General features: G+C 73.0%; 23 protein-coding genes and 1 pseudogene. 11 read left to right on the top strand and 13 right to left on the bottom strand.

Translation table 11 applies throughout. The features are described from left to right. Window positions 1-232 precede the first annotated feature (232 nt). Both ACZ60X_RS35575 and ACZ60X_RS35570 read left to right on the top strand, forming a co-directional pair. Window positions 233-1,621 carry an aldehyde dehydrogenase family protein gene (locus tag ACZ60X_RS35575; protein WP_469607650.1) on the top strand — a complete coding sequence of 463 codons (1,389 nt, stop codon included), beginning with the start codon at window positions 233-235 and terminating at the stop codon, window positions 1,619-1,621. A 16-nt stretch (window positions 1,622-1,637) separates the two neighbouring features. Next, on the top strand, window positions 1,638-2,720 hold the full coding sequence (locus tag ACZ60X_RS35570) for a Zn-dependent alcohol dehydrogenase (protein ID WP_469607647.1): 1,083 nt from the start codon (window positions 1,638-1,640) through the stop codon (window positions 2,718-2,720). A gap of 188 nt (window positions 2,721-2,908) precedes the next feature. On the opposite strand, the gene ACZ60X_RS35565 is transcribed toward ACZ60X_RS35570, so the two are convergent. Beyond that, on the bottom strand, window positions 2,909-3,622 hold the full coding sequence (locus ACZ60X_RS35565) for an ArsR/SmtB family transcription factor (RefSeq protein ID WP_469607645.1): 714 nt from the start codon (window positions 3,620-3,622) through the stop codon (window positions 2,909-2,911). 41 nt (window positions 3,623-3,663) lie between these two features. Beyond that, on the bottom strand, window positions 3,664-4,320 hold the full coding sequence (locus ACZ60X_RS35560) for a TetR/AcrR family transcriptional regulator (RefSeq protein ID WP_469607643.1): 657 nt from the start codon (window positions 4,318-4,320) through the stop codon (window positions 3,664-3,666). Window positions 4,321-4,425: 105 nt separating this feature from the next. Here ACZ60X_RS35560 and ACZ60X_RS35555 point away from each other — a divergent pair, with 105 nt between their 5' ends. The 3 genes from ACZ60X_RS35555 to ACZ60X_RS35545 all read left to right on the top strand — a co-directional run bounded on the left by ACZ60X_RS35555 (window position 4,426) and on the right by ACZ60X_RS35545 (window position 6,633). Continuing rightward, window positions 4,426-5,577 (top strand): acyl-CoA dehydrogenase family protein, encoded by a 1,152-nt coding sequence (locus ACZ60X_RS35555; RefSeq protein ID WP_469607862.1) that lies wholly within the window; start codon window positions 4,426-4,428, stop codon window positions 5,575-5,577. A gap of 61 nt (window positions 5,578-5,638) precedes the next feature. Continuing rightward, complete coding sequence (locus tag ACZ60X_RS35550; RefSeq protein ID WP_469607639.1) at window positions 5,639-5,926, top strand: YiaA/YiaB family inner membrane protein; 288 nt, start codon at window positions 5,639-5,641, stop codon at window positions 5,924-5,926. A gap of 83 nt (window positions 5,927-6,009) precedes the next feature. Continuing rightward, window positions 6,010-6,633, top strand: a complete 624-nt coding sequence (locus ACZ60X_RS35545; protein WP_469607636.1) for a TetR/AcrR family transcriptional regulator — start codon at window positions 6,010-6,012, stop codon at window positions 6,631-6,633. Between the two features lie 12 nt (window positions 6,634-6,645). Here the strand turns inward: ACZ60X_RS35545 and ACZ60X_RS35540 are convergent, their stop codons facing one another. After that, the gene (locus ACZ60X_RS35540; RefSeq protein WP_469607634.1) at window positions 6,646-7,107 is read right to left on the bottom strand and encodes a MaoC family dehydratase; all 462 of its coding nucleotides are present in this window, start codon (window positions 7,105-7,107) and stop codon (window positions 6,646-6,648) included. 129 nt (window positions 7,108-7,236) lie between these two features. Here ACZ60X_RS35540 and soxR point away from each other — a divergent pair, with 129 nt between their 5' ends. Next, complete coding sequence (gene soxR, locus ACZ60X_RS35535) at window positions 7,237-7,695, top strand: redox-sensitive transcriptional activator SoxR (RefSeq protein WP_469607631.1); 459 nt, start codon at window positions 7,237-7,239, stop codon at window positions 7,693-7,695. Window positions 7,696-7,738: 43 nt separating this feature from the next. On the opposite strand, the gene ACZ60X_RS35530 is transcribed toward soxR, so the two are convergent. The 3 genes from ACZ60X_RS35530 to ACZ60X_RS35520 all read right to left on the bottom strand — a co-directional run bounded on the left by ACZ60X_RS35530 (window position 7,739) and on the right by ACZ60X_RS35520 (window position 10,311). Next, window positions 7,739-8,806 carry an RNA ligase (ATP) gene (locus ACZ60X_RS35530; RefSeq protein WP_469607628.1) on the bottom strand — a complete coding sequence of 356 codons (1,068 nt, stop codon included), beginning with the start codon at window positions 8,804-8,806 and terminating at the stop codon, window positions 7,739-7,741. 74 nt (window positions 8,807-8,880) lie between these two features. Then, window positions 8,881-9,594 carry a 3-keto-5-aminohexanoate cleavage protein gene (locus ACZ60X_RS35525; RefSeq protein ID WP_469607625.1) on the bottom strand — a complete coding sequence of 238 codons (714 nt, stop codon included), beginning with the start codon at window positions 9,592-9,594 and terminating at the stop codon, window positions 8,881-8,883. 114 nt (window positions 9,595-9,708) lie between these two features. Next, window positions 9,709-10,311: a hypothetical protein gene (locus ACZ60X_RS35520; RefSeq protein WP_469607622.1), complete on the bottom strand. Its 603-nt coding sequence runs from the start codon at window positions 10,309-10,311 to the stop codon at window positions 9,709-9,711. A gap of 240 nt (window positions 10,312-10,551) precedes the next feature. Here ACZ60X_RS35520 and ACZ60X_RS35515 point away from each other — a divergent pair, with 240 nt between their 5' ends. After that, window positions 10,552-13,341, top strand: coding sequence for a penicillin acylase family protein (locus ACZ60X_RS35515; RefSeq protein ID WP_469607619.1), 2,790 nt, complete (start codon window positions 10,552-10,554; stop codon window positions 13,339-13,341). A gap of 202 nt (window positions 13,342-13,543) precedes the next feature. Here the strand turns inward: ACZ60X_RS35515 and ACZ60X_RS35510 are convergent, their stop codons facing one another. Beyond that, entirely contained in the window at window positions 13,544-14,836 is a 1,293-nt protein-coding gene (locus tag ACZ60X_RS35510) for a serine-threonine protein kinase (RefSeq protein WP_469607615.1), read from the bottom strand. A 92-nt stretch (window positions 14,837-14,928) separates the two neighbouring features. Beyond that, window positions 14,929-16,152, bottom strand: a complete 1,224-nt coding sequence (locus ACZ60X_RS35505; RefSeq protein ID WP_469607612.1) for an exo-beta-N-acetylmuramidase NamZ family protein — start codon at window positions 16,150-16,152, stop codon at window positions 14,929-14,931. 105 nt (window positions 16,153-16,257) lie between these two features. On the opposite strand from ACZ60X_RS35505, the gene ACZ60X_RS35500 reads away from it, so the two are divergent. The 3 genes from ACZ60X_RS35500 to ACZ60X_RS35490 are packed head-to-tail and all read left to right on the top strand — an operon-like array spanning window position 16,258 to window position 19,318. After that, window positions 16,258-17,031 carry an SDR family oxidoreductase gene (locus ACZ60X_RS35500; RefSeq protein ID WP_469607610.1) on the top strand — a complete coding sequence of 258 codons (774 nt, stop codon included), beginning with the start codon at window positions 16,258-16,260 and terminating at the stop codon, window positions 17,029-17,031. Next, window positions 17,028-18,698 carry a class I adenylate-forming enzyme family protein gene (locus ACZ60X_RS35495; RefSeq protein WP_469607607.1) on the top strand — a complete coding sequence of 557 codons (1,671 nt, stop codon included), beginning with the start codon at window positions 17,028-17,030 and terminating at the stop codon, window positions 18,696-18,698. Before ACZ60X_RS35500 ends, ACZ60X_RS35495 begins: the two co-directional genes overlap by 4 nt. A gap of 26 nt (window positions 18,699-18,724) precedes the next feature. After that, the gene (locus ACZ60X_RS35490; protein WP_469607859.1) at window positions 18,725-19,318 is read left to right on the top strand and encodes a TetR/AcrR family transcriptional regulator; all 594 of its coding nucleotides are present in this window, start codon (window positions 18,725-18,727) and stop codon (window positions 19,316-19,318) included. A 480-nt stretch (window positions 19,319-19,798) separates the two neighbouring features. Here the strand turns inward: ACZ60X_RS35490 and ACZ60X_RS35485 are convergent, their stop codons facing one another. From ACZ60X_RS35485 to ACZ60X_RS35465, 5 genes and pseudogenes are all read right to left on the bottom strand, one after another. After that, window positions 19,799-21,013, bottom strand: a complete 1,215-nt coding sequence (locus ACZ60X_RS35485; RefSeq protein WP_469607603.1) for an acyl-CoA dehydrogenase family protein — start codon at window positions 21,011-21,013, stop codon at window positions 19,799-19,801. Between the two features lie 7 nt (window positions 21,014-21,020). Further along, entirely contained in the window at window positions 21,021-22,043 is a 1,023-nt protein-coding gene (locus ACZ60X_RS35480; protein WP_469607600.1) for a phosphotransferase family protein, read from the bottom strand. Between the two features lie 132 nt (window positions 22,044-22,175). After that, complete coding sequence (locus tag ACZ60X_RS35475; protein ID WP_469607598.1) at window positions 22,176-22,475, bottom strand: hypothetical protein; 300 nt, start codon at window positions 22,473-22,475, stop codon at window positions 22,176-22,178. Window positions 22,476-22,573: 98 nt separating this feature from the next. Then, a pseudogene (locus ACZ60X_RS35470) lies at window positions 22,574-23,089 on the bottom strand (NUDIX hydrolase). A gap of 21 nt (window positions 23,090-23,110) precedes the next feature. Continuing rightward, a complete protein-coding gene (locus ACZ60X_RS35465; RefSeq protein WP_469607594.1) occupies window positions 23,111-24,007 on the bottom strand; it encodes a DMT family transporter in 897 nt (298 codons plus the stop codon). 329 nt (window positions 24,008-24,336) lie between these two features. Between ACZ60X_RS35465 and ACZ60X_RS35460 the strand changes: the two genes are divergently transcribed. Next, the gene (locus tag ACZ60X_RS35460) at window positions 24,337-25,335 is read left to right on the top strand and encodes a hypothetical protein (protein WP_469607592.1); all 999 of its coding nucleotides are present in this window, start codon (window positions 24,337-24,339) and stop codon (window positions 25,333-25,335) included. Window positions 25,336-25,400: the final 65 nt, after the last annotated feature.

Here is a 25,400-nt window from a genome sequence, read left to right as displayed (position 1 = left end):
GCGGGCGAGGTCGCGGGGGCGGTCCGCCCGGCGGTCCGGTGGCCGGTCCTGACCCGCGCCATACAGCACCGGCGTCCCGCGACGGCGGCCCGGCCTGAAGGACGCGAACGCCGTGCGGCCCGGCATGATGTCCGGCAACGTCCGGCGGACGCCGGTGCTGTATGGCGCCAGAAAACTAACGCCGCTAGTTTGTGTGCCGGACGATGCCGACCCGCCGGGAGGAAGCAGCATCATGAAGGCACACGACGGCCTGTACATCGACGGCGCCTGGCGCCCCGCCGCGAGCGGGGACGTGATCGACGTCGTGAACCCGGCCGACGAAGAGGTCATCGGCCGGGTGCCGGCCGGTGGCGCGACGGACGTCGACGCGGCCGTGCGCGCGGCCCGGGCCGCCCTGCCCGGCTGGGCCGCCACACCCCCCGCCGAGCGCGCCGCGCGCCTGGCCGCCCTGCGCGACGCCCTCGCCGCCCGCGCGGACGAGATCGCCGAGACGGTCACCGCAGAGCTGGGCGCACCCGAGAAGCTCGCCCGGGAGGTGCACGCCGGCCTGCCGATCGCGGTCGCCGGCACCTATGCCGAGCTGGCCGCCACCCACCCCTTCGAGGAGAAGGTCGGCAACTCCACCGTCCTGTACGAGCCGGTCGGCGTCGTCGGCGCGATCACCCCCTGGAACTACCCCCTCCACCAGATCGTCGCCAAGGTCGCCCCGGCCCTCGCCGCCGGCTGCACGGTCGTCCTCAAGCCCGCCGAGGACACCCCGCTCACCGCCCAGCTGTTCGCCGGGGCCGTGCACGAGGCGGGCGTACCGGCCGGTGCCTTCAACCTGGTCACCGGCCTCGGCCCGGTCGCGGGCCAGGCCCTCGCCGAACACCCGGACGTCGACCTGGTCTCCTTCACCGGCTCCACGGCCGTCGGCAGGCGGATCGGCGCCACCGCCGGGGCGGCCGTGAAGAACGTCGCCCTCGAACTCGGCGGCAAGTCCGCCAACGTCATCCTGCCGAGCGCCGACCTCGCCAAGGCGGTGAAGGTCGGCGTGGCCAACGTGATGTCCAACTCCGGCCAGACGTGCAGCGCCTGGACCCGCATGCTGGTCCACCGCGACCGGTACGCCGAGGCGGTCGAGCTGGCCGGGACCGCCGCCGCCAAGTACGGCGACCGGATCGGCCCCCTCGTCAACGCGGGGCAGCGGGAACGCGTGCGCGGATACATCGAGAAGGGCATCGCCGAGGGTGCCCGGCTCGTCGCCGGTGGACCCGAATCCCCGCGCGAGAAGGGCTACTTCGTCAGCCCGACCGTCTTCGCCGACGTCACACCGGAGATGACCATCGCCCAGGAGGAGATCTTCGGTCCCGTCCTCGCGATCCTGCCCTACGACGACGAGGAGGACGCCCTGCGCATCGCCAACGGCACGGTGTACGGCCTGGCGGGCGCCGTCTGGGCCGGTGACGAGGCCGAGGCGGTCGCCTTCGCCCGCCGCATGGACACCGGCCAGGTCGACATCAACGGCGGCCGGTTCAACCCCCTGGCCCCCTTCGGCGGTTACAAGCAGTCCGGGGTCGGCCGGGAACTCGGCGCGCACGGACTCGCCGAGTACCTCCAGACCAAGTCCCTCCAGTTCTAAGGGAGTACGCGAACCCATGGCCGTACGAGCCGCCGTCCTGCCCGCCATCGGCGCCCCCCTGGAGATCACCGGCATCGACCTGCCCGACCCGGGCCCCGGGCAGGTCCGCGTCCGCCTCGCCGCCGCCGGTGTCTGCCACTCCGACCTGTCCCTGTCCAACGGCACCATGCGGGTGCCGGTCCCGGCGGTCCTCGGCCACGAGGGCGCGGGCACCGTCGTGGCGGTGGGCGAGGGCGTCACCCACGTCACGCCGGGCAGCCCCGTGGTCCTCAACTGGGCTCCGTCCTGCGGAGCGTGCCACGCCTGCGGCCTCGGCGAGGTCTGGCTGTGCGCCAACGCCCTGGCCGGCGCCGCCGACGTCTACGCCCGCACCGCCGACGGCACCGACCTCCACCCCGGGCTGAACGTGGCCGCGTTCGCCGAGGAGACGGTCGTACCGGCCTCCTGTGTGCTTCCCCTGCCCGAGGGCGTACCACTGGTGGACGCGGCCCTCCTCGGCTGCGCCGTCCTCACCGGCTACGGCGCCGTCCACCACGCGGCGAAGGTCCGCCCCGGCGAGACGGTGGCGGTCTTCGGCGCCGGCGGAGTGGGCCTCGCCACCTTGCAGTCGGCCCGCATCGCGGGAGCGCCGCGGATCATCGCCGTCGACGTGTCCCCGGCGAAGGAGGAGCTGGCGCGCGCCGCGGGCGCCACGGACTTCGTCCTCGCCTCGGACACGACCCCGCGGGAGATCCGCGCACTGACCGGCAAGCAGGGCGCCGACGTCGCCGTGGAGTGCGCGGGCCGGGCGGTCAGCATCCGCGCCGCCTGGGACTCGACCCGCCGGGGCGGCCGGACGACGGTGGTCGGCATCGGCGGGAAGGACGAGCAGGTCACCTTCAACGCCCTGGAGATCTTCCACTGGGGCCGCACCCTGTCCGGCTGCGTCTACGGCAACACCGACCCCGCCCGCGATGTGCCGGTGCTCGCCGAACACGTGCGGGCGGGCCGCCTGGACCTGTCCGCCCTGGTCACCGAACGCATTGCCCTGGAGGGCATCCCGGCCGCCTTCGAGAACATGCTCGCGGGCAAGGGCGGCCGCGCGCTGGTGGTGTTCTGACGCGCCTGTCACCCCGCGTCGGCCGGGGTGGCCACGCCGCCGGCGGAGAACGGGTGAGCAGTCTCGCCGGAGTCAGCGGCCGCGAACAGCCGGGGCCGTACCGACGTCGGGTGCCGCCGCGTGGGCGCGAGACACCCCCGCGCCCCGCACCCGGCGGGCCACGCGACACCGCGTCCCGGGAGCCGACTTCAGCGCAGTGCTTCAGCGGTGATCCCCAGCAGGGCCGCCAACTCCCGTTCTCCCGACGGCGTCACCTTCACCGCCCGCTCCGAGCCGATCCGCGCGCACCACCCCGTCGCCAGCGCGTGCCGGCACAGCGCGGCCCCCGCCGCCCCGGCCAGATGGGGCCGGCGTTCGGTCCAGTCCAGGCACGCCCGGGCCAGCGGGCGCCGGCCCGACAGATCGAGGGCGATTCCCGCCTCCCCGAACCACCGCACCCCCGCGTCCGTGAGCGCGAACCCGGTGTCCTGCCGCAGCAGGCCCCGCACGGTCAGCGCGTCCGTGACCGCGATCCCCAGCCGCCCGGCGAGATGGTCGTAGCAGGTGCGGCCCCGGGCCATGGCCGAGCCCGCGCTCGACTCGCGCAGGGTGCGCGGCGTGCGCCGTACCGCCGCCGGGGGCACGCACGCGGCGAGGTCCTCCACCAACTGCGCCACGCGCGCGTCGGCCAGCCGGACGTACCGGTGCCGGCCCTGCCGTTCCTCGGCGAGCAGGCCGCCCGCCACCAGCTTGCCCAGGTGCTCGCTGAGCGTGGACGCCGCGACCCCGGCGTGCCGGGCCAGCTCTCCGGCCGTCCAGGCCCGCCCGTCGAGCAGCGCCAGCAGGCAGTCGGCCCGGGTCTCGTCGGCGATCAGCGAGGCGAGCGAGGCCAACGCGGCGGCCTGCGGATCCTTGGCGGTCATGCCTCCCAGCATGCGGCACGCACACTTCGGCCGCCGCCGAACTATCGCTGCGCGCCCCGCACCCCGAGACCGGCCTGCTCGTACTGGAGCGCGAGCCCGTCCAGCAGCGCCGCCAGTCCGGCCTCGAAGGCGCGCTCGTCGATCTTCTCCTGCTGCTCGGCGAGGAGGTGGGCCTGGCCGAGATGGGGATAGTCGGCCGGGTCGTACGCGCTCGCGTCGTCCACGAAGCCCCCGGCGAACGAGCCGAGCGCCGAGCCCATGATGAAGTACCGCATCAGCGCGCCGATCGAGGTCGCCTGGGCCGGCGGCCAGCCGGCGTCGACCATCGCGCCGTAGACCGCGTCGGCGAGGCGGAGCGCGGCCGGGCGCCGCCCCGGTCCCCTGGCCAACACGGGGACGATGTTCGGGTGGTCGCGCAGAGCGGCCCGGTAGGAGACGGCCCAGTCGTGCAGCGCGGTGCGCCAGTCGCGGCCGTCCTCGAACATCGCCAGGTCCACCAGGGCACTCACCGAGTCCGCGACCGCCTCCAGGATCTCGTCCTTGGTGCGGAAGTGGTTGTAGAGCGAGGGCCCGCTCACCCCGAGTTCGGCGGCGAGCCGGCGGGTGGAGACGGCCGCCAGTCCCTCGCGGTCCACGAGTTCCCGGGCCGTCGCGACGATCCGGTCGGTGCTGAGGAGGGGCTTGCGCGGTCGGGCCATGGCGCACATAGTAGGGCTGCGGATTGAAACTAGCAGTGCTAATTTAAATGTACGGCTTTCAAGATCCATCCGGTGTGGATCCGTCTGGTGTGGGGTGATCGCGTGGTGAACCTGGAGCTGAGCGAGGAACAGGCCGCCGTACGGCAGCTCGCCCGGGACTTCGTGGCGCGCGAGATCGCCCCGCACGTCGTGGCCTGGGACCGGGCCGAGGAGGTCGACCGGGGCATCGTGGAGAAGCTCGGCGAGGTCGGCTTCCTCGGGCTGACCGTCCCCGAGGAGTACGGCGGCTGTGGCGGCGACCATCTGTCGTACTGCCTGGTGACGGAGGAGCTGGGCCGCGGCGATTCCTCCGTGCGCGGGATCGTCTCCGTCTCCCTCGGGCTGGTCGCCAAGACGATCGCCGCCTGGGGGAGCGAGGAGCAGCGGCACCGCTGGCTGCCGGGGCTGACCTCCGGGGAGTACGTCGGCTGCTTCGGCCTCACCGAGCCCGGCACCGGTTCCGACGCGGGCAGCCTCACCACCCGGGCCGTCCGTGACGGCGACGACTACGTCATCAACGGCACCAAGATGTTCATCACCAACGGGACCTGGGCGGACGTCGTGCTGCTCTTCGCCCGCTCCACCGACGCCCCCGGTCACAAGGGGGTCAGCGCCTTCCTCGTGCCCACCAGCACCCCCGGTCTGGCCCGCCGCACCGTCCACGGCAAGCTCGGCCTGCGCGGCCAGGCCACCGCCGAACTCGCCTTCGAGGACGTCCGGGTGCCCGCCTCCGCCCTGCTCGGCGAGGAGGGCAAGGGGTTCTCCGTCGCCATGTCGGCGCTCGCCAAGGGGCGGATGTCGGTGGCGGCCGGATGCGTCGGCATAGCCCAGGCGGCGCTCGACGCGGCCGTCCGGTACGCGGGCGAGCGCGAGCAGTTCGGCACGCCCATCGCCGGCCACCAGCTGGTCCAGGAGCTGATCAGCGACATCGCCGTCGACGTCGACGCGGCCCGGCTGCTGACCTGGCGGGTCGCCGATCTGATCGACCGCGGGCGGCCCTTCGCCGTCGAGTCCTCCAAGGCCAAGCTGTTCGCCTCCGAGGCCGCCGTCCGTGCCGCCAACAACGCCCTTCAGGTCTTCGGCGGTTACGGCTACATCGACGAGTACCCGGTCGGCAAACTCCTGCGCGACGCCCGCGTGATGACCCTCTACGAGGGCACCAGCCAGATCCAGAAGCTCCTCATCGGCCGTTCCCTCACCGGGGTTTCGGCGTTCTGAGTAGCGGATCTGAGTAGGAGCGCGGATGTGGCGCGGGCCACGTCCGCCGATGCTCGTGGCCATGAGTGACACACCGGTCAAGCAGCAGAGCACGGCCGCCTTCTACGGCCAGTCCGTCGCCTCCTTCGCCATCGCCATGGCGGCCACGGCGATCGGCATCTACCAGCTCGACACCAACGCCTGGGTCCGGGCCTTCCTCGCGATCGCGGTCCTCTACCTCGTCACCTCCGCCTTCACGCTGGCCAAGGTGATCCGGGACCGCCAGGAGGCCGGGCGGATCGTCAGCCGCGTCGACCAGGCCCGGCTGGAGAAGCTCCTCGCCGAGCACGACCCCTTCGAGAAGATCTGAGCGGATCTGAGCAGGCACACTAAGCGCCCGCTCACCTTCGGCGGTATGGTGGTGCCCCTGTCATCGAGAGGGGCGAGCGAGCGATGAGTACGGCGGAGGAGACGACCGGCGGCGAGATGGAGCCGTGGGAAGAGGTCACCCCGGACGCGGCCCGGCGGCTGCTCGTCGCCGCCGTCGAGGCCTTCGCCGAGCGCGGCTACCACGCGACGACGACCCGCGACATCGCGGGCCGCGCGGGCATGAGCCCGGCCGCGCTCTACATCCACTACAAGACCAAGGAAGAGCTGCTCCACCGGATCAGCCGGATCGGCCACGACAAGGCCCTGGACATCCTGCGCACGGCGGCCCGGCGCGAGGGGACGGCCACGCAGCGGCTGGCCGACGCGGTCGGCTCCTTTGTGCGCTGGCACGCCGGCCGGCGCACCACCGCGCGGGTCGTGCAGTACGAACTCGACGCCCTCGGCCCCGAGGCCCGCGCCGAGATCCTCGCGCTGCGCCACCAGGTCGACGCGGAGATCCGCGGGATCATCGAGGACGGCGTGGCCGCGGGCGAGTTCGACGTGCTGGACGTCAAGGGCACCACGCTCGCCGTGCTCTCGCTGTGCATCGACGTGGCCCGCTGGTTCAACGTGAACGGCCCGCGCACCCCCGAGGAGGTCGGCGCGCTCTACGCCGACCTCGTGCTCCGGATGGTGGGCGCGAAATAGCCACAGGTACGGCTACAGGTAGTACCGGGACACCGACTCCGCCACGCACACCGGCTTGTCGCCGCCCTCGCGCTCCACGGTGAAGGCGACGGTCACCTGCACACCGCCGGTGACGTCCGCCACGTCGGCGATCTTCGCCGTGGCACGCAGCCGGGAGCCGACCGGGACGGGGGCGGGGAAGCGGACCTTGTTCGTCCCGTAGTTGACGCCCATCTTCACGCCCTCGACCCGGATCAGCTGCGGGCCGAACAGCGGCAGCAGCGAGAGGGTCAGGTACCCGTGGGCGATGGTCGTCCGGAATGGTCCCGCCGCGGCCTTCTCCGGGTCCACGTGGATCCACTGGTGGTCGCCCGTGGCCTCGGCGAACAGGTCGATCCGCTTCTGGTCGATCTCCAGCCAGTCGGTGTAGCCCAGCTGCTCGCCCACGGCGGCCCTCAACTCGTCGGGGGAGGTGAAGGTCCTCGGTTCTGCCATGTTCCCGGCCTCTCGCTCGCGTCTCTAAGCAACTGCTTAGCATGGTCGGCTCGGCGGCCTCTGTCAACGGACCGCGGCAGCCCGACGGCGTATCGCGGCACGTCCGGCGGAGCGCCTAGGCTCTGCGGAGTGCCACAGATTCCCGAGAAGATCCACGAGCTGACCGTCGGGCAGCTGGCCGCGCGCAGCGGCGCCGCGGTCTCCGCCCTGCACTTCTACGAGTCCAAGGGCCTGATCAGCAGCCGCCGCACCTCCGGCAACCAGCGGCGCTACGGCCGTGACACCCTGCGCCGGGTCGCCTTCGTCCGCGCGGCCCAGCGGGTCGGCATCCCGCTGGCCACGATCCGGGACGCCCTGGCGGAACTCCCCGAGGGGCGGACGCCGACCCGCGAGGACTGGGCGCGGCTGTCGGAGAAATGGCGCTCGGAGCTGGACGAGCGCATCACACAGCTCAACCGCCTGCGCGACCATCTCACCGACTGCATCGGATGCGGGTGCCTGTCGCTGGAGAACTGCGTCCTGTCCAACCCGGACGACGTGTTCGGCGAGCGGCTGACGGGGTCGCGGCTGTTCGCGGAGGGGCGCTGACGCCCCCCTGCCCGCGGGCGACCGCGCCCCGCCCGGCACCGGCTCACTCGTACTCGGTGCCGCCCTTGCGCGTCAGGTACGCCGGGCTCACCGCCTTCGCGATGGCCCGGCCCCCGGTCACCGCGCTGTACCGCTCCACCGCCGGCCGTATCACCACGCCCTCGCGCAGATGCAGTCCCCGCCCGGACGCCGTCTCCCGACCGCTCGCGAACTCCAGCACCCGCTCGACGTCGTACGGCCCCGCGTACAACCGGGGCACCACCGGCAGTTCCCCCTCCAGCAGCTGTGCCGCGTCCAGCCAGCGCACGGCGCCGTCCACGTCCGCCGAGACGTCGAACGCCGCGTACCCCAGCGTGTCCCGCCGTCCGTCCGCGCCGTACGACAGGTCCTGCACGCCCGCGCCGTACACCTCACCGAAGATGCCGACCCGACGCGCCCCGAGCCGCTCGGCCAGCCGGGCCGCCGCCTCGGCGACGCCGTGACCCCGGACCGCCCGCCAGTACAGGTTGCGCGGATCCTCCTGCAGCGCCAGCGACTTGGCGCCGAACCCCTTGGAGGAGACGTACACCCTCCCCTCCTTCGCGACGTACGTCAGCAGGCACGCCGAGCCGTGCAGCTTCTCCGTCAGGACGACCGGCTCGCCCGGGGTGAAGAGGCCGGGATAGCGCTGGATGTTCTCGATGTCGACCCAGGGCAGCAGCTCGGGAGCGGGCTCCACCTCGCCGTTCATGGTCGGCGGGACCGGCGGCACCCACTTGGTGATGCCCAGCCGCTCCGCGAAGTCCGTGCCCTCGGCCGCGGCTCGCGCGAGGTCCACGTCCGCCAGCGCCTTCGGCCGGCACACGATGCCCTGCGACAGCTCGCCGCGCAGCCGCACCGCCTTGACGCGGTTGGCCTCGCCGCCCGCCAGCCGTCCGGTCAGCCCCAGCTCCTCGATCAGCCCGGACGGGAGCACCGACTGCTCGGGGATGTAGACGGCGGCCTCGCCGGTGCGATACGAGCCCTTGGCGACGACGGCCCGGTACAGGCCCACCTGGGCCAGTTCGAGCGCGTCGGCGTTCGGATGCTCGTGGACGGTCAGCACTTCGGCGGTGACCCGCAGCGTGGACATGGGACTCCCCCTGGTCATCGGTTCGGTTTCATCGGCTCCACTGTCCGGGCGGGAATAGGGTGGAGCGAGCCGATTTACGGCTGGTAGCGTCGGAGCCCCTCGGCGACCAACTGGGCGTTCCCGGAAGCCCGTTGACCGTCGGGCAGGAACAGGGTGTCCTCCAGCCCGATCCGGGTGGCCAGACCGAGGCGTCCGGCCAGCCGCAGCACCGGCCAGGTGCCGCCCTCCTCGCCGTGCAGCAGCACGGGTCGGCCGTGGGCGGTGCCCAGCTCGGCCAGCAGGGCCCGCGCGGAGGCCTCGGCGGTCGCCGGGCCCGGGTCGGTCACCTCCGCCAGCACACGCAGCACCCGCGGCCCGAGCGGGGAGGACGCGAACCGGGCCGCTCCCTCGGTGCCGGACCAGATGCCCGCCTCGACGCCCACGCCCCGGGCGAGGAGCTGTCCGGCCACCGCCTCGGCGCCCGGTTCATGCCAGTTGACCGAGGCGAAGTCGGGCAGCACGGACCAGCTGCGCACCCGGGCGAGCCGGGCCTCGGGATCGGGCTCCGCCCAGGCGCCGGTCGTCACCCCGACCGGCACCCGCACCCGCGCCCGTATCGCCTGGAGCACCGGAGCGAGCACGCGCGCGGAGAGGCTGTCGTGGCCGCACGGCGTCTTGGGGTGGACGTGGACCGAGGTGGCCCCGGCCGCCACGGCCTGCGCCGCGCAACGGGCCATCTCTCCGGGGGACATCGGAACCTGCGCGCCGTCGGCGGCCGAACGGCGTCCGTTGAGACACACCTGCACCATGTCCCGATGGTGCCACCCACGACTGACAACGGCCCCGGCCCCCGCACGGCAGGGGGCGCGGCATCCCCTGCGCACCCCCCAGAAAAACAATCGCCCCCCGTTGCGCCCCGTCGCTCAGGCCGACATCAGCAGCCGCCCCCGCCTGGCGTACTCCAGCGCCTGCGCGGTGAGTACGGGGCGCGGCACGAGGATGCCGCAGTCCGTGCAGACCGGGCCGGAGGACGGCTCGTGGTCCAGGCCGTAGCGCCAGACCAGGCGATGACCGCCGCACACCGGGCAGCAGGAGCCCGGTGCGCGCTCCAGGGCCGAGATGAGGCGGCGCAGTACCTCCGCCAGCGGCCCGTCCGGGTGCACCCGAGGATCGTCGCACCAGGCGACGCCGAAGCCCCCCCAGGTCAGCCGGTGCCAGTCGTCCACGCTGCCCGGCCGGCGCAGCCCGTCGTGCTTCTCCTTCCTGCGCCGCTCGGTGAAGTCGGTCTCGTAGGCGAGCCAGACGGACCGGGCCTCCTCCAGCTCCTCCAGTGCGGCCACGAGCCGCGCCGGGTCGGGGGAGCGGTCCTCCGGGCCGAAGCCCGCCCGGGAGCACAGATGGTCCCAGGTCGCCCGATGCCCGTAAGGGGCGAACTTCTCAAGGCACTTGCGCAGTGAGTACCGCCGCAGTGCCAGATCGCAGCCCGGATCGCGTACCTGTCTCGCCAGACTCCGGAAACCGGCCATCGCCCTGCACCTCCGTCACACCTGCACCTGTACTTCGGTCACTTCGGCGTTGCCGCGCGGACTTCACGCGACGTCGCCGAATAGACGTATCGACAGGCGATTCGGCTCCATCTCTTCTCGTGCTCTTCCGTTGCGTTCCTCTTGGTCGTTCGCGTCGGCCCCAAAAAGTGACGCATGTTCATCTTCAAACACGGGGATACCGGCGGTAACGTTCGCGCACCCCTGTCGCGAGGAGCTGCCATGCCACGGCGAACCCCACGTACCGCCCTTGACAGACTGAGAACGTCCCGCCCCTTCACCAGGTTCCTGAAGTCCGCCTCGATATGCGTCCTCGTCGGGGGTCTTCTCTCTCCCCTCACCCAGACGACGGCGTCCGCGGCCACGGCCGCCGCGTCGAACGACTACTGCGGCGGGCAGTGCTCGGACATCCTGCCGCCCGGCGAGAACGGCAACGCGACCCTCGCCCAGATCCTGCTCAACCAGGCCTTCGGCACCCAGCCTTCGCACGCCGAGGACCAGCTCGGCCCCTACGCGAACCTGGCCACCGGCTACCAGGGCCTGACCGACGCGACGATCGACAACTTCTTCAACGACTCCTCCTTCGGCGTCCCCTCCGACCAGGTCGCCTCCACCGAGCAGCCGGCCGGCCGCGGTGACGTGACGATCGTCCGCGACAAGAAGACCGGTGTGCCGCACATCACGGGCACCACCCGGTACGGCACCGAGTTCGGCGCCGGATACGCGGCGGCCGAGGACCGGTTGTGGCTGATGGACGTCTTCCGGCACGTCGGCCGCGGCCAGCTGACCTCCTTCGCCGGCGGCGCGGCCGCCAACCAGGGCCTGGAGCAGGAGTTCTACCGCAACGCGCCGTACACCGAGGCCGACCTGCAGGCGCAGATCGACAACGCGGTGGCGAGGAACGGCGCCCGCGGGCAGCAGGCCCTCGCCGACGCGAACGCCTATCTGGCCGGCATCAACGCCTACATCGACGCCTCCGACAGCGGCCGCTACTTCCCCGGCGAATACGTTCTGACCGGCCACAAGGACGCGATCACCAACGCCGGCACGATCGACCACTTCAAGATCACCGACCTGGTGGCGCTGGCCTCCGTCATCGGCACGCTCTTCGGCTCCGGCGGGGGCGGCGAGGTCAACAACGCCGTCTCGCTGCTCGCCGCGCAGGCCAAGTACGGCGTCGAGGAGGGCACCAAGGTCTGGGAGTCCTTCCGCGAGCGCAACGACCCCGAGGCCGTCCTGACCGTCCACGAGGGCCAGAGCTTCCCGTACGGCGGCAAGCCGGCCACCGCCCAGGGCGAGGCCCTGCCCGATGCCGGATCGGTCACCCAGGAACCCCTCGTCTACGACCGCACGGGCAGCGCGGCCACCGCGGCCGCCAAGAGCGCCTCGACGAGCGCGGCGAAGACCACGCTCAGCTCCGCCCACCGGGGCATGTCCAACGCGCTCGTGGTCAGCGGCAAGTACACCGCCAGCGGGCATCCGATCGCCGTGTTCGGGCCGCAGACCGGCTACTTCGCCCCGCAGCTGCTCATGCTCCAGGAGATCCAGGGCCCGGGCATCAGCGCCCGCGGCGCTTCCTTCGCGGGCCTGAGCATGTACGTGGAACTCGGCCGCGGCCAGGACTACTCGTGGTCCGCCACGACCTCCGGCCAGGACATCATCGACACCTACGCCGTCGAGCTGTGCCAGGACGACTACCACTACCTGTACCACGGCACCTGCACGGCCATGGACGAGGTCGAGCAGAAGAACTCCTGGTCACCGACCACCGCCGACAGCACGGCTGCCGGGTCGTACACGATGAAGGTCTGGCGCACGAAGTACGGACCGGTGGAGTACCGGGCGACCGTCGGCGGCAAGAAGGTCGCCTACACCACGCTGCGCTCGTCGTACCTGCACGAGGCCGACTCGATCATCGGCTTCCAGATGCTGAACGACCCGGACTTCGTCAAGGGCCCGCAGGACTTCCAGAGCGCCGCCCAGCACATCAACTTCACCTTCAACTGGTTCTACGCCGACTCCCGGCACACCGCGTACTACAACAGCGGTGACAACCCGGTCCGGGCCGCCGGTGTCGACGCCGAGTTCCCGGTCTGGGCGCAGGCGGCGTACGAGTGGCGGAACTGGGACCCGGACACCAACACGGCGGACTACACCCCGGCCTCCGCCCACCCTGACTCCGTCGACCAGGACTACTACGTCTCCTGGAACAACAAGCAGGCCAAGGACTACACGACCGCGTCCTGGGGCGACGGCTCGGTGCACCGCGGCAACCTGCTGGACGACCGGGTGAAGAAGCTGGTCGCGGCCGGCGGGGTGACCCGCACGCAGCTGGTGCGGGCCATGGCGGACGCGGCCCTCGCCGACCTGCGCGCCGAGGACGTGCTGCCGAAACTGCTCAAGGTGATCAACTCCTCGGCGGTGACCGACCCCGCGGCCGCCGGCGCGGTGAACAAGCTCCAGGCCTGGATCACGGCCGGCGCCCAGCGCACGGAGACCTCGGCGGGTTCGCACACCTACGCGAACGCCGACGCCATCCGCATCCTGGACGCCTGGTGGCCGCTGCTGGTGAAGGCGGAGTTCCAACCCGGCCTCGGCAGCGACCTGTACACCGACCTCACCGCCAACCTGAGCATCGACGAGGCCCCGTCCGCCGGACACGGCCCGACCGGCTCGCACGCCGGCAGCTCCTTCCAGTACGGCTGGTGGAGCTATGTCGACAAGGACATCCGGGCGGTGCTCGGGGAGAGCGTGCAGGGCGGCCTCGCCGAGAAGTACTGCGGCGGCGGTGACCTCGGCTCCTGCCGCACCATCCTGCTCACCACCCTGGACCAGGCCGCCGGGATGACCGCCGCGCAGGTCTACCCGGGCGACGACCAGTGCTCGGCGGGCGACCAGTGGTGCGCCGACTCGATCGTGCAGCGCACCCTGGGCGGCATCAAGCACGGCAGGATCAGCTGGCAGAACCGGCCGACCTTCCAGCAGGTCGTGGAGTACACCTCGCACCGGTGACCCGAGCGCCGGCGAGCCGGTGGCGGCACACGCGCGTCGGCCGCCGCCGGTTCCCCGGCACCGGCGGACCGCCTGCGTGGCCACCACCGGCGCGCCGGCGGCCGTCGACCGGCGTCGGCGGGTCAACGGCCGCCGGTTCCGGGCGCCGGGCGGTCCGCACGGGCGATCCGGGCGTGCCGTCCGCCCGGCCGGGTCGAGCCGCTCAGGCGATCCGGCCCGCCGCCAGGACCACTCGCGCCAGTTCGGGGTGCACGATGTCGCTGTGCGCCCCGGCCGGCGGGCCGCCCCGGCACACGACCGAGGCGGCGTCCACGTTCACGCAGCCCGTCGCGGGCAGCCCCGACGCCAGCGCCGTCGCCAGGTCCAGCCGCACGGCTCCCGGCACCGCCTGCACCCCGTCGTGCCCCATGGCCCCCCACCGCGGCCCCAGCACGGACGCGATCTCGCTGCCCACGCACGAGCGGTCGTCCCCGGACAGCCGGGAGGCCAGCGGATAGAACGTGCCGAGCGCGGAGTCGAAGTGGGAGTAGCAGGCCACCAGCGGCCCGTCGATCCGGCGCTGGAGGTCTTTCAACGCCCCCGCCCGCTCCGAGTCCTGCGGCAGCCGGTCCGCGAACGCGTAGTGCGAGAAGGCACCCTGCAGCAGCGTCACCGACGCCACCGCGCGCACCCCGTCCGGCAGTCCGCGCAGCGCGAACGACACCAGCCGGCCGCCGAAGCTGTGCCCCGCCAGATGCACCCGCACCCCGGGCGCCGCGCCGGCCAGAGCGCCGATCGCGGGCCCGAGCCCGTGCTCGCCGACCGTCCCGGCGCGGCGCTTCATCGTGTAGTAGGCCGCCTGCCGCAGCAGTTCCTTGGCGCCCTCCCAGGGATTGGGGATGCTGAACCCGGCCGGCGTCCCGGAGGACCGGACCGCCGCGAGCGCGTCGGCGAACTCCGCGCACGCGGTCACCGGGTCCTGCGTGAACACGCACGGCTCGCCCTCCTCCTCCGTGTCGGCCACGCCGGGCCGCCGCTCCCCGTCGATCAGCTGCCGCACCAGCCGCCCGAACTCCGTCAACGCCCCGGCGGTGTCCGGCCGTTCGTCCAGCATGCCCGCCAGCCGGCCGACCAGCTCCGCCCGGTCCGGGAAGACCGCCACCAGTGCGCGCCGGGTGTCCGGATCCAGCGCGGCCGCCTGGGCGGGGGCGGCCGCGGCCGACTTCGGGAAGTCGGGGATCGGCTCGTCGCTGAACCGCATCGACGGCCAGATCACGCCCACGTACCCGATGCGGGCTCGTGGCGCGAGCCCCGGGACCGGGGCGAAGAAGCGGCGGTACAGCGCGGTCGCGGTCGTACGGTCGTCGTTCCAGCCGTGGGCGAAGACGATCAGGTCGCGGACGCCGCGCCGCGCGACCTGCGCCACCAACCGGTCGCGTTCCGGGGCGTCCACGTCCCCGTCCGCGTCGAAGGTCAGCTCCCAGTAGGGAGACACACTCATCCCAGGATCCGTCATGTCAGGCTCCCTCGTCCCGAGGAAACGGTGCGTGACGACCCGTCACGGGCACATCGTCCTGCTCCGGGCCGACGTCGGCCACGCACCGTGCCTCACCTGTAGAGGAGATACCGCTTCCGGGTCCGCCGGAACCCGGCCAGTTCGTCCTGCCAGGCGCCGGTCACCTCGTCGGTGTCCGCACCGGCGTCGATCATCGTGCGCACCCGGGCCGAGCCGGTGAGGCTGTCGATCCACCGGTCCGGCCGCCAGGCGAAGCCCGGCCAGAGTCGCTTCGCCGTCACCAGCAGCGCGATCCCGGTGCGCACGGGGTCGTAAGCGGCCCGGTCCGTCACATGGATCTGCACCCCGCCGGCCGTCCTGCCCGCGAACTTGGAGAAGGCGGGCACGAAGTACGCCTCCCGGAAGCGCACACCGGGGAGCCCGAGCCGGTTCGCGGCGGCGGCCCACCGGCCGTCGAGGCCCTCGGCGCCGAGCAGTTCGAAGGGGCGGGTCGTGCCCCTGCCCTCGGAGAGGTTGGTCCCCTCGAACAGGCAGGTGCCGCAGTAGACGAGAGCCGTGTCCGGGGTCGGCATGTTCGGGCTCGGCGGCACCCACGGCAGCGCGGAGGCGTCGTACCAGTCCGACCGCCGCCAGCCGCTCATCAGGGCGGTCTCCAGGGCGACCGCCTCGCCCAGGAACTCCCCGTTGAACAGCCGCGCCAGCTCCGCGACGGTCATCCCGTGCGCCTGGGCGATCGGCTGCCGTCCGACGAAGGTCGCGAACTCCCCGTGCAGCACCGGCCCCAGGGCCTCGCGGCCGGTCACCGGGTTGGGCCGGTCGAGGACGACGAACCGCTTGCCCGCGAGCCGGGCCGCCTCCATGCAGTCGTAGAGCGTCCAGATGTAGGTGTAGAAGCGCGCGCCGACGTCCTGGATGTCGAAGACGACCGTGTCGACGCCGGCGGCGGTGAAGACGTCGGCGAGGGGCCGGCCGTTCTTGAGGTACGTGTCGTAGACCGGCAGGCCGGTCGCCGGATCGGTGGCGCGGCCCTCGGAGCCACCCGCCTGCGCGGTGCCCCGGAAGCCGTGTTCGGGGCCAAAGACCGCCGTCAGCCGCACCCGGGGGTCGCGGTGCATCACGTCGACGATGTGGGAGGTGTCCCTGGTGACACCGGTGGGGTTGGTGACGATCCCCACGCGCTGGTCCCGCAGCAGGCGGTAGCCGTCGGCCGCGAGCCGCTCGAAGCCGGTGCGCAGGGGGTCGCGGGGGCGGGGTGCGGTGGCGGGTACGGCGGCCAGCGGGGCCGAGGCGAGGAGTCTCCGTCGGGACAGGCGCATGCCCTGAGGGTGGCGCGGTCCCCCCTTCCTTTACACATACCGACTGGTTAGTCTGGCACGGCCGGAGCCGATGCGCGCCGCGCTGAGTCGCGTCGAAGGAGACCGATGGTGGAAGCCGTGCAGGATGCGGGAGTGGTCGTCACGGGGGCGGGCGGGGGGATCGGGGCCGCGTTGGCCCGGCGGTTCGCCGCCGAGGGGGCGCGGGTCGTCGTGAACGACCTCGACGCCGAGAAGGCCAAGGCGGTGGCCGAGGAGATCGGCGCGATCGCCGTACCCGGTGACGCCTCCGCGATCGTCGGCGACGCCCGGGACGCGCTCGGCGGCACCGTCGACGTGTACTGCGCGAACGCCGGGATCGCCTTCGAGGACGGCGGTGCGCGCGGGCCGCTCGACGAGAAGTCGTGGGCGCTGTCCTGGGACGTCAACGTCATGGCGCACGTCCGCGCGGCCCATGAGCTGCTGCCGGACTGGCTGGAGCGCGGCCGCGGGCGGTTCGTGGCCACCGTGTCGGCCGCCGGGCTGCTCACCATGATCGGCGCCCCGTCCTACAGCGTCACCAAGCACGGCGCCTACGCCTTCGCCGAGTGGCTGTCCCTGACGTACCGCCACCGGGGCCTGAAGGTGCACGCGGTCTGTCCGCAGGGCGTGCGCACCGACATGCTGGCCGCGACCGGCAGCGCCGGCGACCTGGTGCTCCAGCCGACCGCGATCGAGCCGGAGGCCGTCGCCGACGCCCTGTTCCGGGGGATCGAGGAGGACCGCTTCCTGATCCTGCCGCACCCCGAGGTCGCCGAGTACTACCAGGCGCGGGCCACCGAGCCCGACCGCTGGCTGGCCGGCATGAACCACCTCCAGCAGAAGTGGGAGGAGGCCCGGTGAGCCGTCCCTCCCGCTACGCCGACCGGCCCTGGCTGGCGCTGCTCGACGACGCCCAGCGCGGACCAGTGGACCCGGCCGACTCGCTGGTGCACGCGCTGCGCACCGCCGTGGCCGAGGCCCCGGAGCGCACTTTCCTCGCCTACTTCGACGCCCGGCTGAGCTACCGCGAGGTGGACGAGCTGAGCGACGCCGTCGCCGCCCACCTCGCCGCGCGCGGGCTGGAGCGCGGCGACCGGGTCGCCGTGCTGCTGCAGAACTCCCCGCACTTCGTCCTCGCCGTCCTCGGCGCCTGGAAGGCGGGCGCGACCGTCGTCCCGGTCAACCCGATGTACAAGTCGGCCGAGGTGGGGCACGTCCTGCGGGACGGCGAGGTGGCCGCGCTGGTCTGCTCCGACCGGGCCTGGGAGTCGTACCTGCGGGACACGGCGGCGGACTCGCCGGTGCGGATCGTGCTCACCGGATGCGAGTTGGACTTCCAAACGCGTAACGACGCGCGCGTGCTCGCCTTCGAGCGGCTGCCGCAGGCCCCCGACGCCGACGACCTCGTGACCGTGGCGCGGCAGGGCGGTAGGGCGCCGGCGGGCCGCGATCCGCGTCCCGGTGACACCGCCCTGATCAGTTACACCTCGGGCACCAGCGGCACGCCCAAGGGCGCCACCAACACGCACGCCAACATCATGCACAACGCCGAGCGCCAGAGCAGCGGGCTCGGGCTGCCCGAAGCTCCGGTCTACTACGCGCTCGCGCCCCTGTTCCACATCACCGGCATGGTCTGCCAGTTCGGCGCCTGTCTGAACAGCGCGGGCACCCTGGTGCTCACCTACCGCTTCGAGCCCGGTGTCGTCCTGGAGGCGTTCGCCGAGCACCGCCCGCACTACACGGTCGGCCCCGCCACCGCGTTCATGGCGCTGGGCGCCCGCCCGGACGCCACCCGGGAGCACTTCGCCTCCTTCGTGAACATCTCCTCCGGCGGCGCCCCCGTGCCGCCCGCGCTGGTGGAGGGGTTCCGGGAGCGCTTCGGGCCGTACATCCGGGTCGGCTACGGCCTCACCGAGTGCACCGCCCCCTGCGCCTCCGTCCCGCCCGGCCTGGAGGCGCCCGTGGACCCCGTCTCCGGCACGCTGTCGGTCGGTGTGCCCGGCGCCGACACGCTCGTGCGGATCCTGGACGACCGGGGCGAGGAGGTGCCCTTCGGGGAGCAGGGCGAGATCGTGGTGCGCGGCCCGCAGGTCGTCCCCGGCTACTGGCGGCGCCCGGAGGCCACCGCCGAGACCTTCCCCGGCGGCGAGCTGCGCACCGGTGACATCGGCTTCATGGACGAGCAGGGCTGGCTGTACGTCGTCGACCGCAAGAAGGACATGATCAACGCCTCCGGCTTCAAGGTGTGGCCGCGCGAGGTCGAGGACGTGCTGTACACCCACCCGGCGGTGCGCGAGGCGGCCGTCGTCGGGGTGCCCGACGGCTATCGTGGCGAGACGGTCAAGGCGTACATCAGCCTGCGTCCGGGCGCGCGGACGGACCCGGACGAACTCGCGGTGTACTGCAAGGAGAGACTGGCGGCCTACAAGTACCCGCGCCAGGTGGAGATCCTGCCCGAGCTGCCCAAGACGGCGAGTGGGAAGATCCTCCGTCGGGAACTGCGTTCCCGTACGCACGGCGACGACTGAACATCAGGGAGAGGCAGGTGGCGGCAGTGCCCAGGACGACGGACGGGGACGGGACACCCGTCCCGCAGCGGCTGCTGGCCGCCGCCACCCGGCTCTTCGCGGAGCAGGGCTACGACCGCACCTCGGTGCAGGAGATCGTGGAGGCGGCGGGCGTCACCAAGGGGGCGCTGTACCACTACTTCGGCTCCAAGGACGACCTGCTGCACGAGGTGTACGCGCGCGTGCTGCGCCTGCAGCAGGAGCGGCTCGACCACTTCGCCGACATGGACGCCCCGGTCGAGCAGCGCCTGCGGGGCGCCGCCGCGGACGTGGTCGTCACGACGATCGAGAACCTCGACGACGCGATGATCTTCTTCCGCTCGATGCACCACCTGAGCCCGGAGAAGAGCAAGCAGGTCCGCGCCGAGCGCCGGCGCTACCACGAGCGGTTCCGCGCGCTGATCGAGGAGGGCCAGAAGGAGGGCGTCTTCTCCACGGCGACCCCGGCCGACCTGGTCGTGGACTACCACTTCGGCTCGGTCCACCACCTGTCGACCTGGTACCGCCCGAACGGCCCCCTCACCCCGCAGCAGGTCGCCGACCACCTCGCCGACCTGCTGGTGCGGGCACTGCGGCCGTGAGATGACCCACGAGGGCGGCGGCCGCCGGATGCCGCGGCCGCCCGCCCCGCCAACGGCGCGGGCCGGGCTGCCGCGCCTGCGGAGCCGGCAACCGGAGTCCGGTCCGGGGAACGAACGCCCCCGATCCGGGTGACCTCACAGGTGATACGGCGCTCCGTTCCGCAGGGTGCGGCGAGGCGCCGTACGGCCGTCTCCGGGGCCGTTCCGGCGGACGTCCACGAAGGGCTCGCGGCGGGTCCTCGACGAGCGTGCGGCCCCTCGGGCGGGGAGCGCACGACCGGGGCGACGGACGCCGGGTCCGGCTCGCCGGCCCGGAGTGCCTCGGTCGGCTCGGTGACGGTCCCGTCCCGTACGGAGACCTGGACACCGACGGACACCCGGCAGGGCGCGGGCCTGCGGCAGGGCCCTGTGGCCGTGGGGCGCTCCAGGCGGCGTGCCCCACAGCCACAGGTCGTACGCGGCTCCCGCCGAGCAGGCGGCTCAGAGGTACTTCTTCAACTCCCGGCGCGCCAGCGACCGCTGGTGCACCTCGTCCGGGCCGTCGGCCAGCATCAGGGTGCGCGCGCTCGCGTACAGCTCGGCCAGCGGGAAGTCCTGGCTCACGCCGCCCGCGCCGTGCAGCTGGATGGCCCGGTCGAGGATGCCGACCACCGCGCGCGGGGTGGCGATCTTGATGGCCTGGATCTCCGTGTGCGCGCCCTTGTTGCCGACGGTGTCCATCAGCCAGGCCGTCTTCAGGACCAGCAGCCGCAGCTGCTCCACCGTCACCCGGGCGTCGGCGATCCAGTTCTGGACGACCCCCTGCTGGGCCAGCGCCTTGCCGAACGCCGTACGGGACACCGCCCGGCGGCACATCAGCTCGATCGCCCGCTCGGCCATGCCGATCAGCCGCATGCAGTGGTGGATCCGGCCCGGGCCGAGCCGGGCCTGGGCGATGGCGAAGCCGCCGCCCTCCTCGCCGACGAGGTTCGAGACCGGCACGCGCGCGTGGTCGAAGACGACCTCGGCGTGGCCGCCGTGGGAGTGGTCCTCGTAGCCGAAGACCTGCATCGCGCGCTTGACGGTCACGCCCGGGGTGTCGCGCGGCACCAGGACCATCGACTGCTGGCGGCGGATGTCCGCGCCGTCCGGGTCCGTCTTGCCCATCACGATGAAGATCCTGCAGTCCGGGTTCATCGCCCCGGAGATGTACCACTTGCGGCCGGTGATGACGTACTCGTCGCCGTCCCGCTCGATGTGCGTGGTGATGTTGGTGGCGTCGGAGGAGGCCACCTCCGGCTCGGTCATCGCGAACGCGGAGCGGATCTCACCGGCCAGCAGCGGCTCCAGCCACTGCTTTTGCTGCCGCTCGTCGCCGAACTGGGCCAGCACCTCCATGTTGCCGGTGTCGGGCGCGGCACAGTTCGTCGCCGTGGGCGCGAGATGCGGGGAGCGGCCGGTGATCTCGGCGAGCGGCGCGTACTGGAGGTTCGTCAGGCCCGCGCCGTACTCGGCGTCGGGCAGGAACAGGTTCCACAGGCCCTGCCTGCGGGCCTCGGCCTTCAGCTCCTCCACGACGGCGGGGGTGTCCCAGGGGGAGGCCAGGGCGGCCCGCTGCTCTTCGGCGACCGCCTCGGCGGGGTAGACGTACTCGTCCATGAAGGCGAGCAGCTTGGCACGCAGTTCCTCGGTGCGCGCGTCGAACGCGAAGTCCATCTCTGGATCAGCCTTCCTGAAGAGTCGTCAGTCCGTGGTCGATGAAGACGGGCACGAGATCGCCGATCCGGTCGAAGCCGCGCCCGACCGTCTGGCCCAGCGTGTAGCGGTAGTGGATGCCCTCCAGGATCACGGCGAGCTTGAACCAGGCGAACGCGGTGTACCAGGAGACGGCGCGGACGTCCCGGCCCGAGCGCGCGGCGTACCGCTCGATCAGCTCCTGCGGCGAGGGGTGCCCGGCGGCCGTGGCGGTCGTGGAGATGGGGGAGTCCGGCAGCTCCAGCGGCTGGCTGTACATCACCAGCAGGCCCAGGTCGGTGAGCGGGTCGCCGAGGGTGGACATCTCCCAGTCGAGGATGGCCGTGATCCGGTCGTCGTCGCCGATGAGTACGTTGTCGAGGCGGTAGTCGCCGTGGACGACGGCCGGGGCGGGGGAGGCGGGCAGGGAGCGGCCGAGGGCCGCGTGCAGCTCGTCGATGCCGGCCAGTTCGCGGTTGCGGGAGGCGTCGAGCTGCTTGCCCCAGCGGCGCAGCTGGCGGTCCAGGAAGCCCTCGGGCCGGCCGAAGTCGGCGAGGCCCACCTCGGCGGGGTCCACCGCGTGCAGCTCGACCAGCGTGTCCACCAGGGACAGCACCGCCTCGCGGGTGCGCTCGGGGCCCAGCGGGGCGAGCTGCTCCGCCGTGCGGTACGGGGTGCCCTCGACGAACTCCATGACGTAGAACGGCGCCCCGAGCACCTCGGGGTTCTCGCACAGCAGCACCGGGCGCGGGACCGGCACCCGGGTCGGGTGCAGGGCGCTGATCACGCGGTGTTCGCGCTTCATGTCGTGCGCGGTGGCCAGCACATGGCCGAGCGGGGGCCTGCGGACGACCCACTTCGAGGCGCCGTCGCCGAGCGCGTAGGTGAGGTTCGACCGTCCGCCCTCGATCAGCCTGCCGGTCAGCGGGCCGGTGACGAGACCCGGGCGCTCGCGGTCGAGCAGGGCGCGCAGCCGGTCCAGGTCGAGTCCGGGCGGGTGGTCGGCGCTCATACGGCACTCCTACGAACGGGTGAACAGGTCCCGTTCATGATGCCGACCGGTCGGTATGCCGTCCAGTGCGCAGGGCGGAGACACACGCAAACGTGACCGGAGCCACGATAGGCCGACGGCTCCCCGGCGGGGTCAGTGGTCGTCCCAGTGGCCCTCGTGCTCGGCGTGCCGGTGTCCGTGGTGCAGGTAGTCGACGTGGTCGCCGTGCGGGACCTGGGCGTGCCCGCACTCGTCGTGGTGGACGTGCTCATGGCCCTCGTGCGGGGTGTGCCCGGCCGGTTCGCACTCGTCCCAGTGGCCCTCGTGCTCGCGGTGCAGATGTCCGTCGTGCACGTAGTCCAGGTGGTCGCCGTGCGGCACGGCGCTGTGCCCGCAGTCCGGACCGTGGCGGTGTGTGCCGTGGTCGGTGTGTTCGCGGTGAAGGGTGGTCATGGTGCTCACCTTCGGGCAGGGTCTCTTCGCTGCCTGGCGCACGGGTACCCCGGTACGAAGGTGACGGACGCCGTACGGAAGGCGGCGGCGCCGGCGTCTCACCCGCCCGAGCGGAACGCCTGCAGCCGCTCGTACGCCGCCAGCCCGTCCGGCACCCACTCCCACTCGCCCAGGCGCCGCGCCACCTCCTCCTCGGGCAGGAAGCCGTGCCACTGGACCTCCTCCACCTGGGGCCGTACGGGCAGCTAGCAGCGCACCTGGTACACCGCCGACCACCAGCTGGGCCCGGTCCCGCCGCCGTACAGGAACTTGAAGAGGAACTCCGGCTGCGGCAGCCCGCTCACCCCCAGCTCCTCCTCGACCTCGCGCAGCGCGGCCTCGTCGTAGGACTCGCCCGCCCCGACGACCCCGCCGACGAACATGTCGTACAGCGAGGGGAAGACCAGCTTGGTGGCCGTGCGCCGGTGCACGAAGAGCCGGCCGGCCGCGTCCCGGACCTCGATGAACGCGCAGCGGTGCGTGAGGCCCCGGGCGTACGCCTCGCCGCGCGGGGCCTGGCCGATGACCCGGTCGTTGTCGTCGACGATGTCGAGGATCTCGTCAGCAGGGTTCATGCCCCCATCCAAGCAGGGGCCTCAGCGGCGCTGGAGGTCGCGGGCCGCGGGTTGCGCGTCGGCCGCGCCACAGGGCAGCGCCGGGTGCAGCCCGAGCAGCACGATGCCCGCGACGACGGCGGCGAGCCCGGCCGCCTCCCAGGCCAGCGCCCCGGTGTCGGTGCGCAGCCGGTCGCCGAGGAAGCCCACCCCGCACAGGATCCCGGCGAGCGGTTCGGCGGCGGTGAGCGCGGGCAGCGACATGCGCAGCGGGGCCGTCTCGAACGCGCTCTGCACCAGGACCAGCCCGGTGACGCCGCAGACCAGCACGCCGTAGGGCTGCCAGCCGGTGAGCAGTTCCGGGAAGCCGCCGGCGGAGAAGCGGATGCCGCTGACCCGGGTCAGCGCGTCCTGCACGCCGTACAGCAGCCCGGCCGCCGTGGCCAGCAGGACCGGCCCCCAGCTCAGCCGGGAGCGCTTGCCGTACGTCGTGAGCACCAGGGCCGCGCCCACCATCGCGCCGATGATCAGCCAGTGCCGCAGCGGATCGGTGACGGCGTGGCCGGCCCGTGGCTCGCCCGCCGTGATGAACGCGCTCACCCCGCCCGCGAGCAGCAGCAGCCCCGCCCAGCCCTGCCGGCCGAGGGATTGGCGCGTCTGGTACCGGGAGAGGGCGAGCGCGAACAGCAGGTTGGTCGCGAGCAGCGGTTCCACCAGGGAGATCTCGCCCTCGCCGAGGGCGACCGCGCCCAGCACCATGCCGGCCACCATCAGGGCGAGCCCGCCGAGCCAGCGCGGCACCCGCATCAGATCGACCAGCAGCCGGAACGACAGGAAGTCGCTGAGCGGTGCCTTCTCGGCGGCGTTCTGCTGGAGCACGAATCCGAAACCCAGACAGCAGGCGGCGCTCACGGCGAGCAGGAGAACCAGAACGGACACGCTGCGTACCTCGATCATCCGGCCGGACCACGGGCGTGTAATGGCCGACTGTAGCGTCCCCGGGGCGGTATTGACCCGGAAGTGCCCGCACCCGGGTGGTCGGCTCGCCATGCTGCGTGGTCCCGCCCGTTCACGCCATGGCGTACACCACAGCCGTGCGCCGCCCGTCCCCGCCGACCGCGGGCCCGCCTGCGCGGAGGTCGTCAAGTACCGCCGGGTCAACGGAAGTTGAAGCGGGTATCACCAACGTTCCGCTTGACGCGATCCTTGGCGGGGGGTTTGCTGTGCGTGATCGGTCGATGGCAGCCCGAGAAACAGGAAGCTCCGCGGTGCCCCCTCTTCCCCCTCTGCTCGGCGCGAGCCGTGCCCCCACGGACCCGTCCGGCGCCGCCCGGCAGGCCTGCGCCCCGCCCGGCCCGGGGGGCTACGACGACGCCCTGGGCGACGCCGGGCTGCGCGCCGCGCGCGCCGCGTTGGCCCAGGGCCGCTACCAGGCCGCCCGCTCCCTGCTGCTGCACACGGGCGACGACTGGGACCGCCGGGGCCACCGCCTCACCGTGCTCGCCCGCGAGCCCCGCGCCCTCGCCCGGGCCCGGGACTGGCGACGCGCCGAGCCCGGCTCCGCCGACGCCGCCGCGCTGACCGCCCTCGCCCTGGTCCGTCGCGCCCTGCGCGGCGAGGAGGAGCCCGACCGGGCCCGCGAGGCCTGCACCGCGGCCGCCGGGCTCGCCCCCGCCGACCCCACCCCCTGGCTCGGCCTGCTCCAGCTCGCCCGCGCCCTCGGCCCCGAACGCGAGGTGCTCGGCGTCTTCGCCGAGCTGAGCCGCCGCCACCCGGAGCACCACCACGCCCACCACCTGCTCCTCGCCCGGCTCGCCGAACGGCCCGCGGGCGGCCGGGGCGCCGAGACCCACGAGGTCTACGACCTGGCCGAACTGACCGCCGCGAGGGCCCCGGCCGACTCCCCGCTCGCGGTCCTGCCGGTCGTCGCCTACACCGAGCGCTACCGCGTCCTCGCCGCCACCGGCCTGGCCCCCGCCGACCCCGCCGCCTGCGGGCACTGGTCCGGCCCCCGGGCCCGCCGGATCCTCAGGGCCTGCTTCGACTGGTGGCTGGAGTGGGAGCACGACGAACACCCCCGCCGGCACGTCGACCTCAACCACCTCGCGTTCGCGCTGTCCTGCGCCGGGCGGCACGCCGAGGCGGCGGCCCTGTTCCGGCGCATCGGACGGCACGCCACCCCCGCCCCCTGGTGCTACGCCCGCCGTGACCCGCGCGGCTCCTTCCGCGAGGCCCGCGCCCGCGCGCTGAACGGCACGGTGCGCTGAGCCGTACGGCTTCGTGTGACGTACGTAAGAAGAGATGACGAAAGTCTGACCGGTGACCCGGGTCC

This window comes from Streptomyces sp. NPDC104106 (genome assembly GCF_055584345.1).
Note: the sequence above shows the minus strand (reverse complement) of the source record. Positions and strands in the feature narration are given on the sequence as shown.

Coding starts and splice junctions, on each gene's coding strand:
- ACZ60X_RS35575 (WP_469607650.1), top strand. CDS start 233: ATGAAGGCACACGACGGCCTGTACATCGACGGCGCCTGGCGCCCCGCC.
- ACZ60X_RS35570 (WP_469607647.1), top strand. CDS start 1,638: ATGGCCGTACGAGCCGCCGTCCTGCCCGCCATCGGCGCCCCCCTGGAG.
- ACZ60X_RS35565 (WP_469607645.1), bottom strand. CDS start 3,622: ATGACCGCCAAGGATCCGCAGGCCGCCGCGTTGGCCTCGCTCGCCTCG.
- ACZ60X_RS35560 (WP_469607643.1), bottom strand. CDS start 4,320: ATGGCCCGACCGCGCAAGCCCCTCCTCAGCACCGACCGGATCGTCGCG.
- ACZ60X_RS35550 (WP_469607639.1), top strand. CDS start 5,639: ATGAGTGACACACCGGTCAAGCAGCAGAGCACGGCCGCCTTCTACGGC.
- ACZ60X_RS35545 (WP_469607636.1), top strand. CDS start 6,010: ATGAGTACGGCGGAGGAGACGACCGGCGGCGAGATGGAGCCGTGGGAA.
- ACZ60X_RS35540 (WP_469607634.1), bottom strand. CDS start 7,107: ATGGCAGAACCGAGGACCTTCACCTCCCCCGACGAGTTGAGGGCCGCC.
- ACZ60X_RS35530 (WP_469607628.1), bottom strand. CDS start 8,806: ATGTCCACGCTGCGGGTCACCGCCGAAGTGCTGACCGTCCACGAGCAT.
- ACZ60X_RS35525 (WP_469607625.1), bottom strand. CDS start 9,594: ATGGTGCAGGTGTGTCTCAACGGACGCCGTTCGGCCGCCGACGGCGCG.
- ACZ60X_RS35520 (WP_469607622.1), bottom strand. CDS start 10,311: ATGGCCGGTTTCCGGAGTCTGGCGAGACAGGTACGCGATCCGGGCTGC.
- ACZ60X_RS35515 (WP_469607619.1), top strand. CDS start 10,552: ATGCCACGGCGAACCCCACGTACCGCCCTTGACAGACTGAGAACGTCC.
- ACZ60X_RS35510 (WP_469607615.1), bottom strand. CDS start 14,836: ATGACGGATCCTGGGATGAGTGTGTCTCCCTACTGGGAGCTGACCTTC.
- ACZ60X_RS35505 (WP_469607612.1), bottom strand. CDS start 16,152: ATGCGCCTGTCCCGACGGAGACTCCTCGCCTCGGCCCCGCTGGCCGCC.
- ACZ60X_RS35500 (WP_469607610.1), top strand. CDS start 16,258: ATGGTGGAAGCCGTGCAGGATGCGGGAGTGGTCGTCACGGGGGCGGGC.
- ACZ60X_RS35485 (WP_469607603.1), bottom strand. CDS start 21,013: ATGGACTTCGCGTTCGACGCGCGCACCGAGGAACTGCGTGCCAAGCTG.
- ACZ60X_RS35480 (WP_469607600.1), bottom strand. CDS start 22,043: ATGAGCGCCGACCACCCGCCCGGACTCGACCTGGACCGGCTGCGCGCC.
- ACZ60X_RS35475 (WP_469607598.1), bottom strand. CDS start 22,475: ATGACCACCCTTCACCGCGAACACACCGACCACGGCACACACCGCCAC.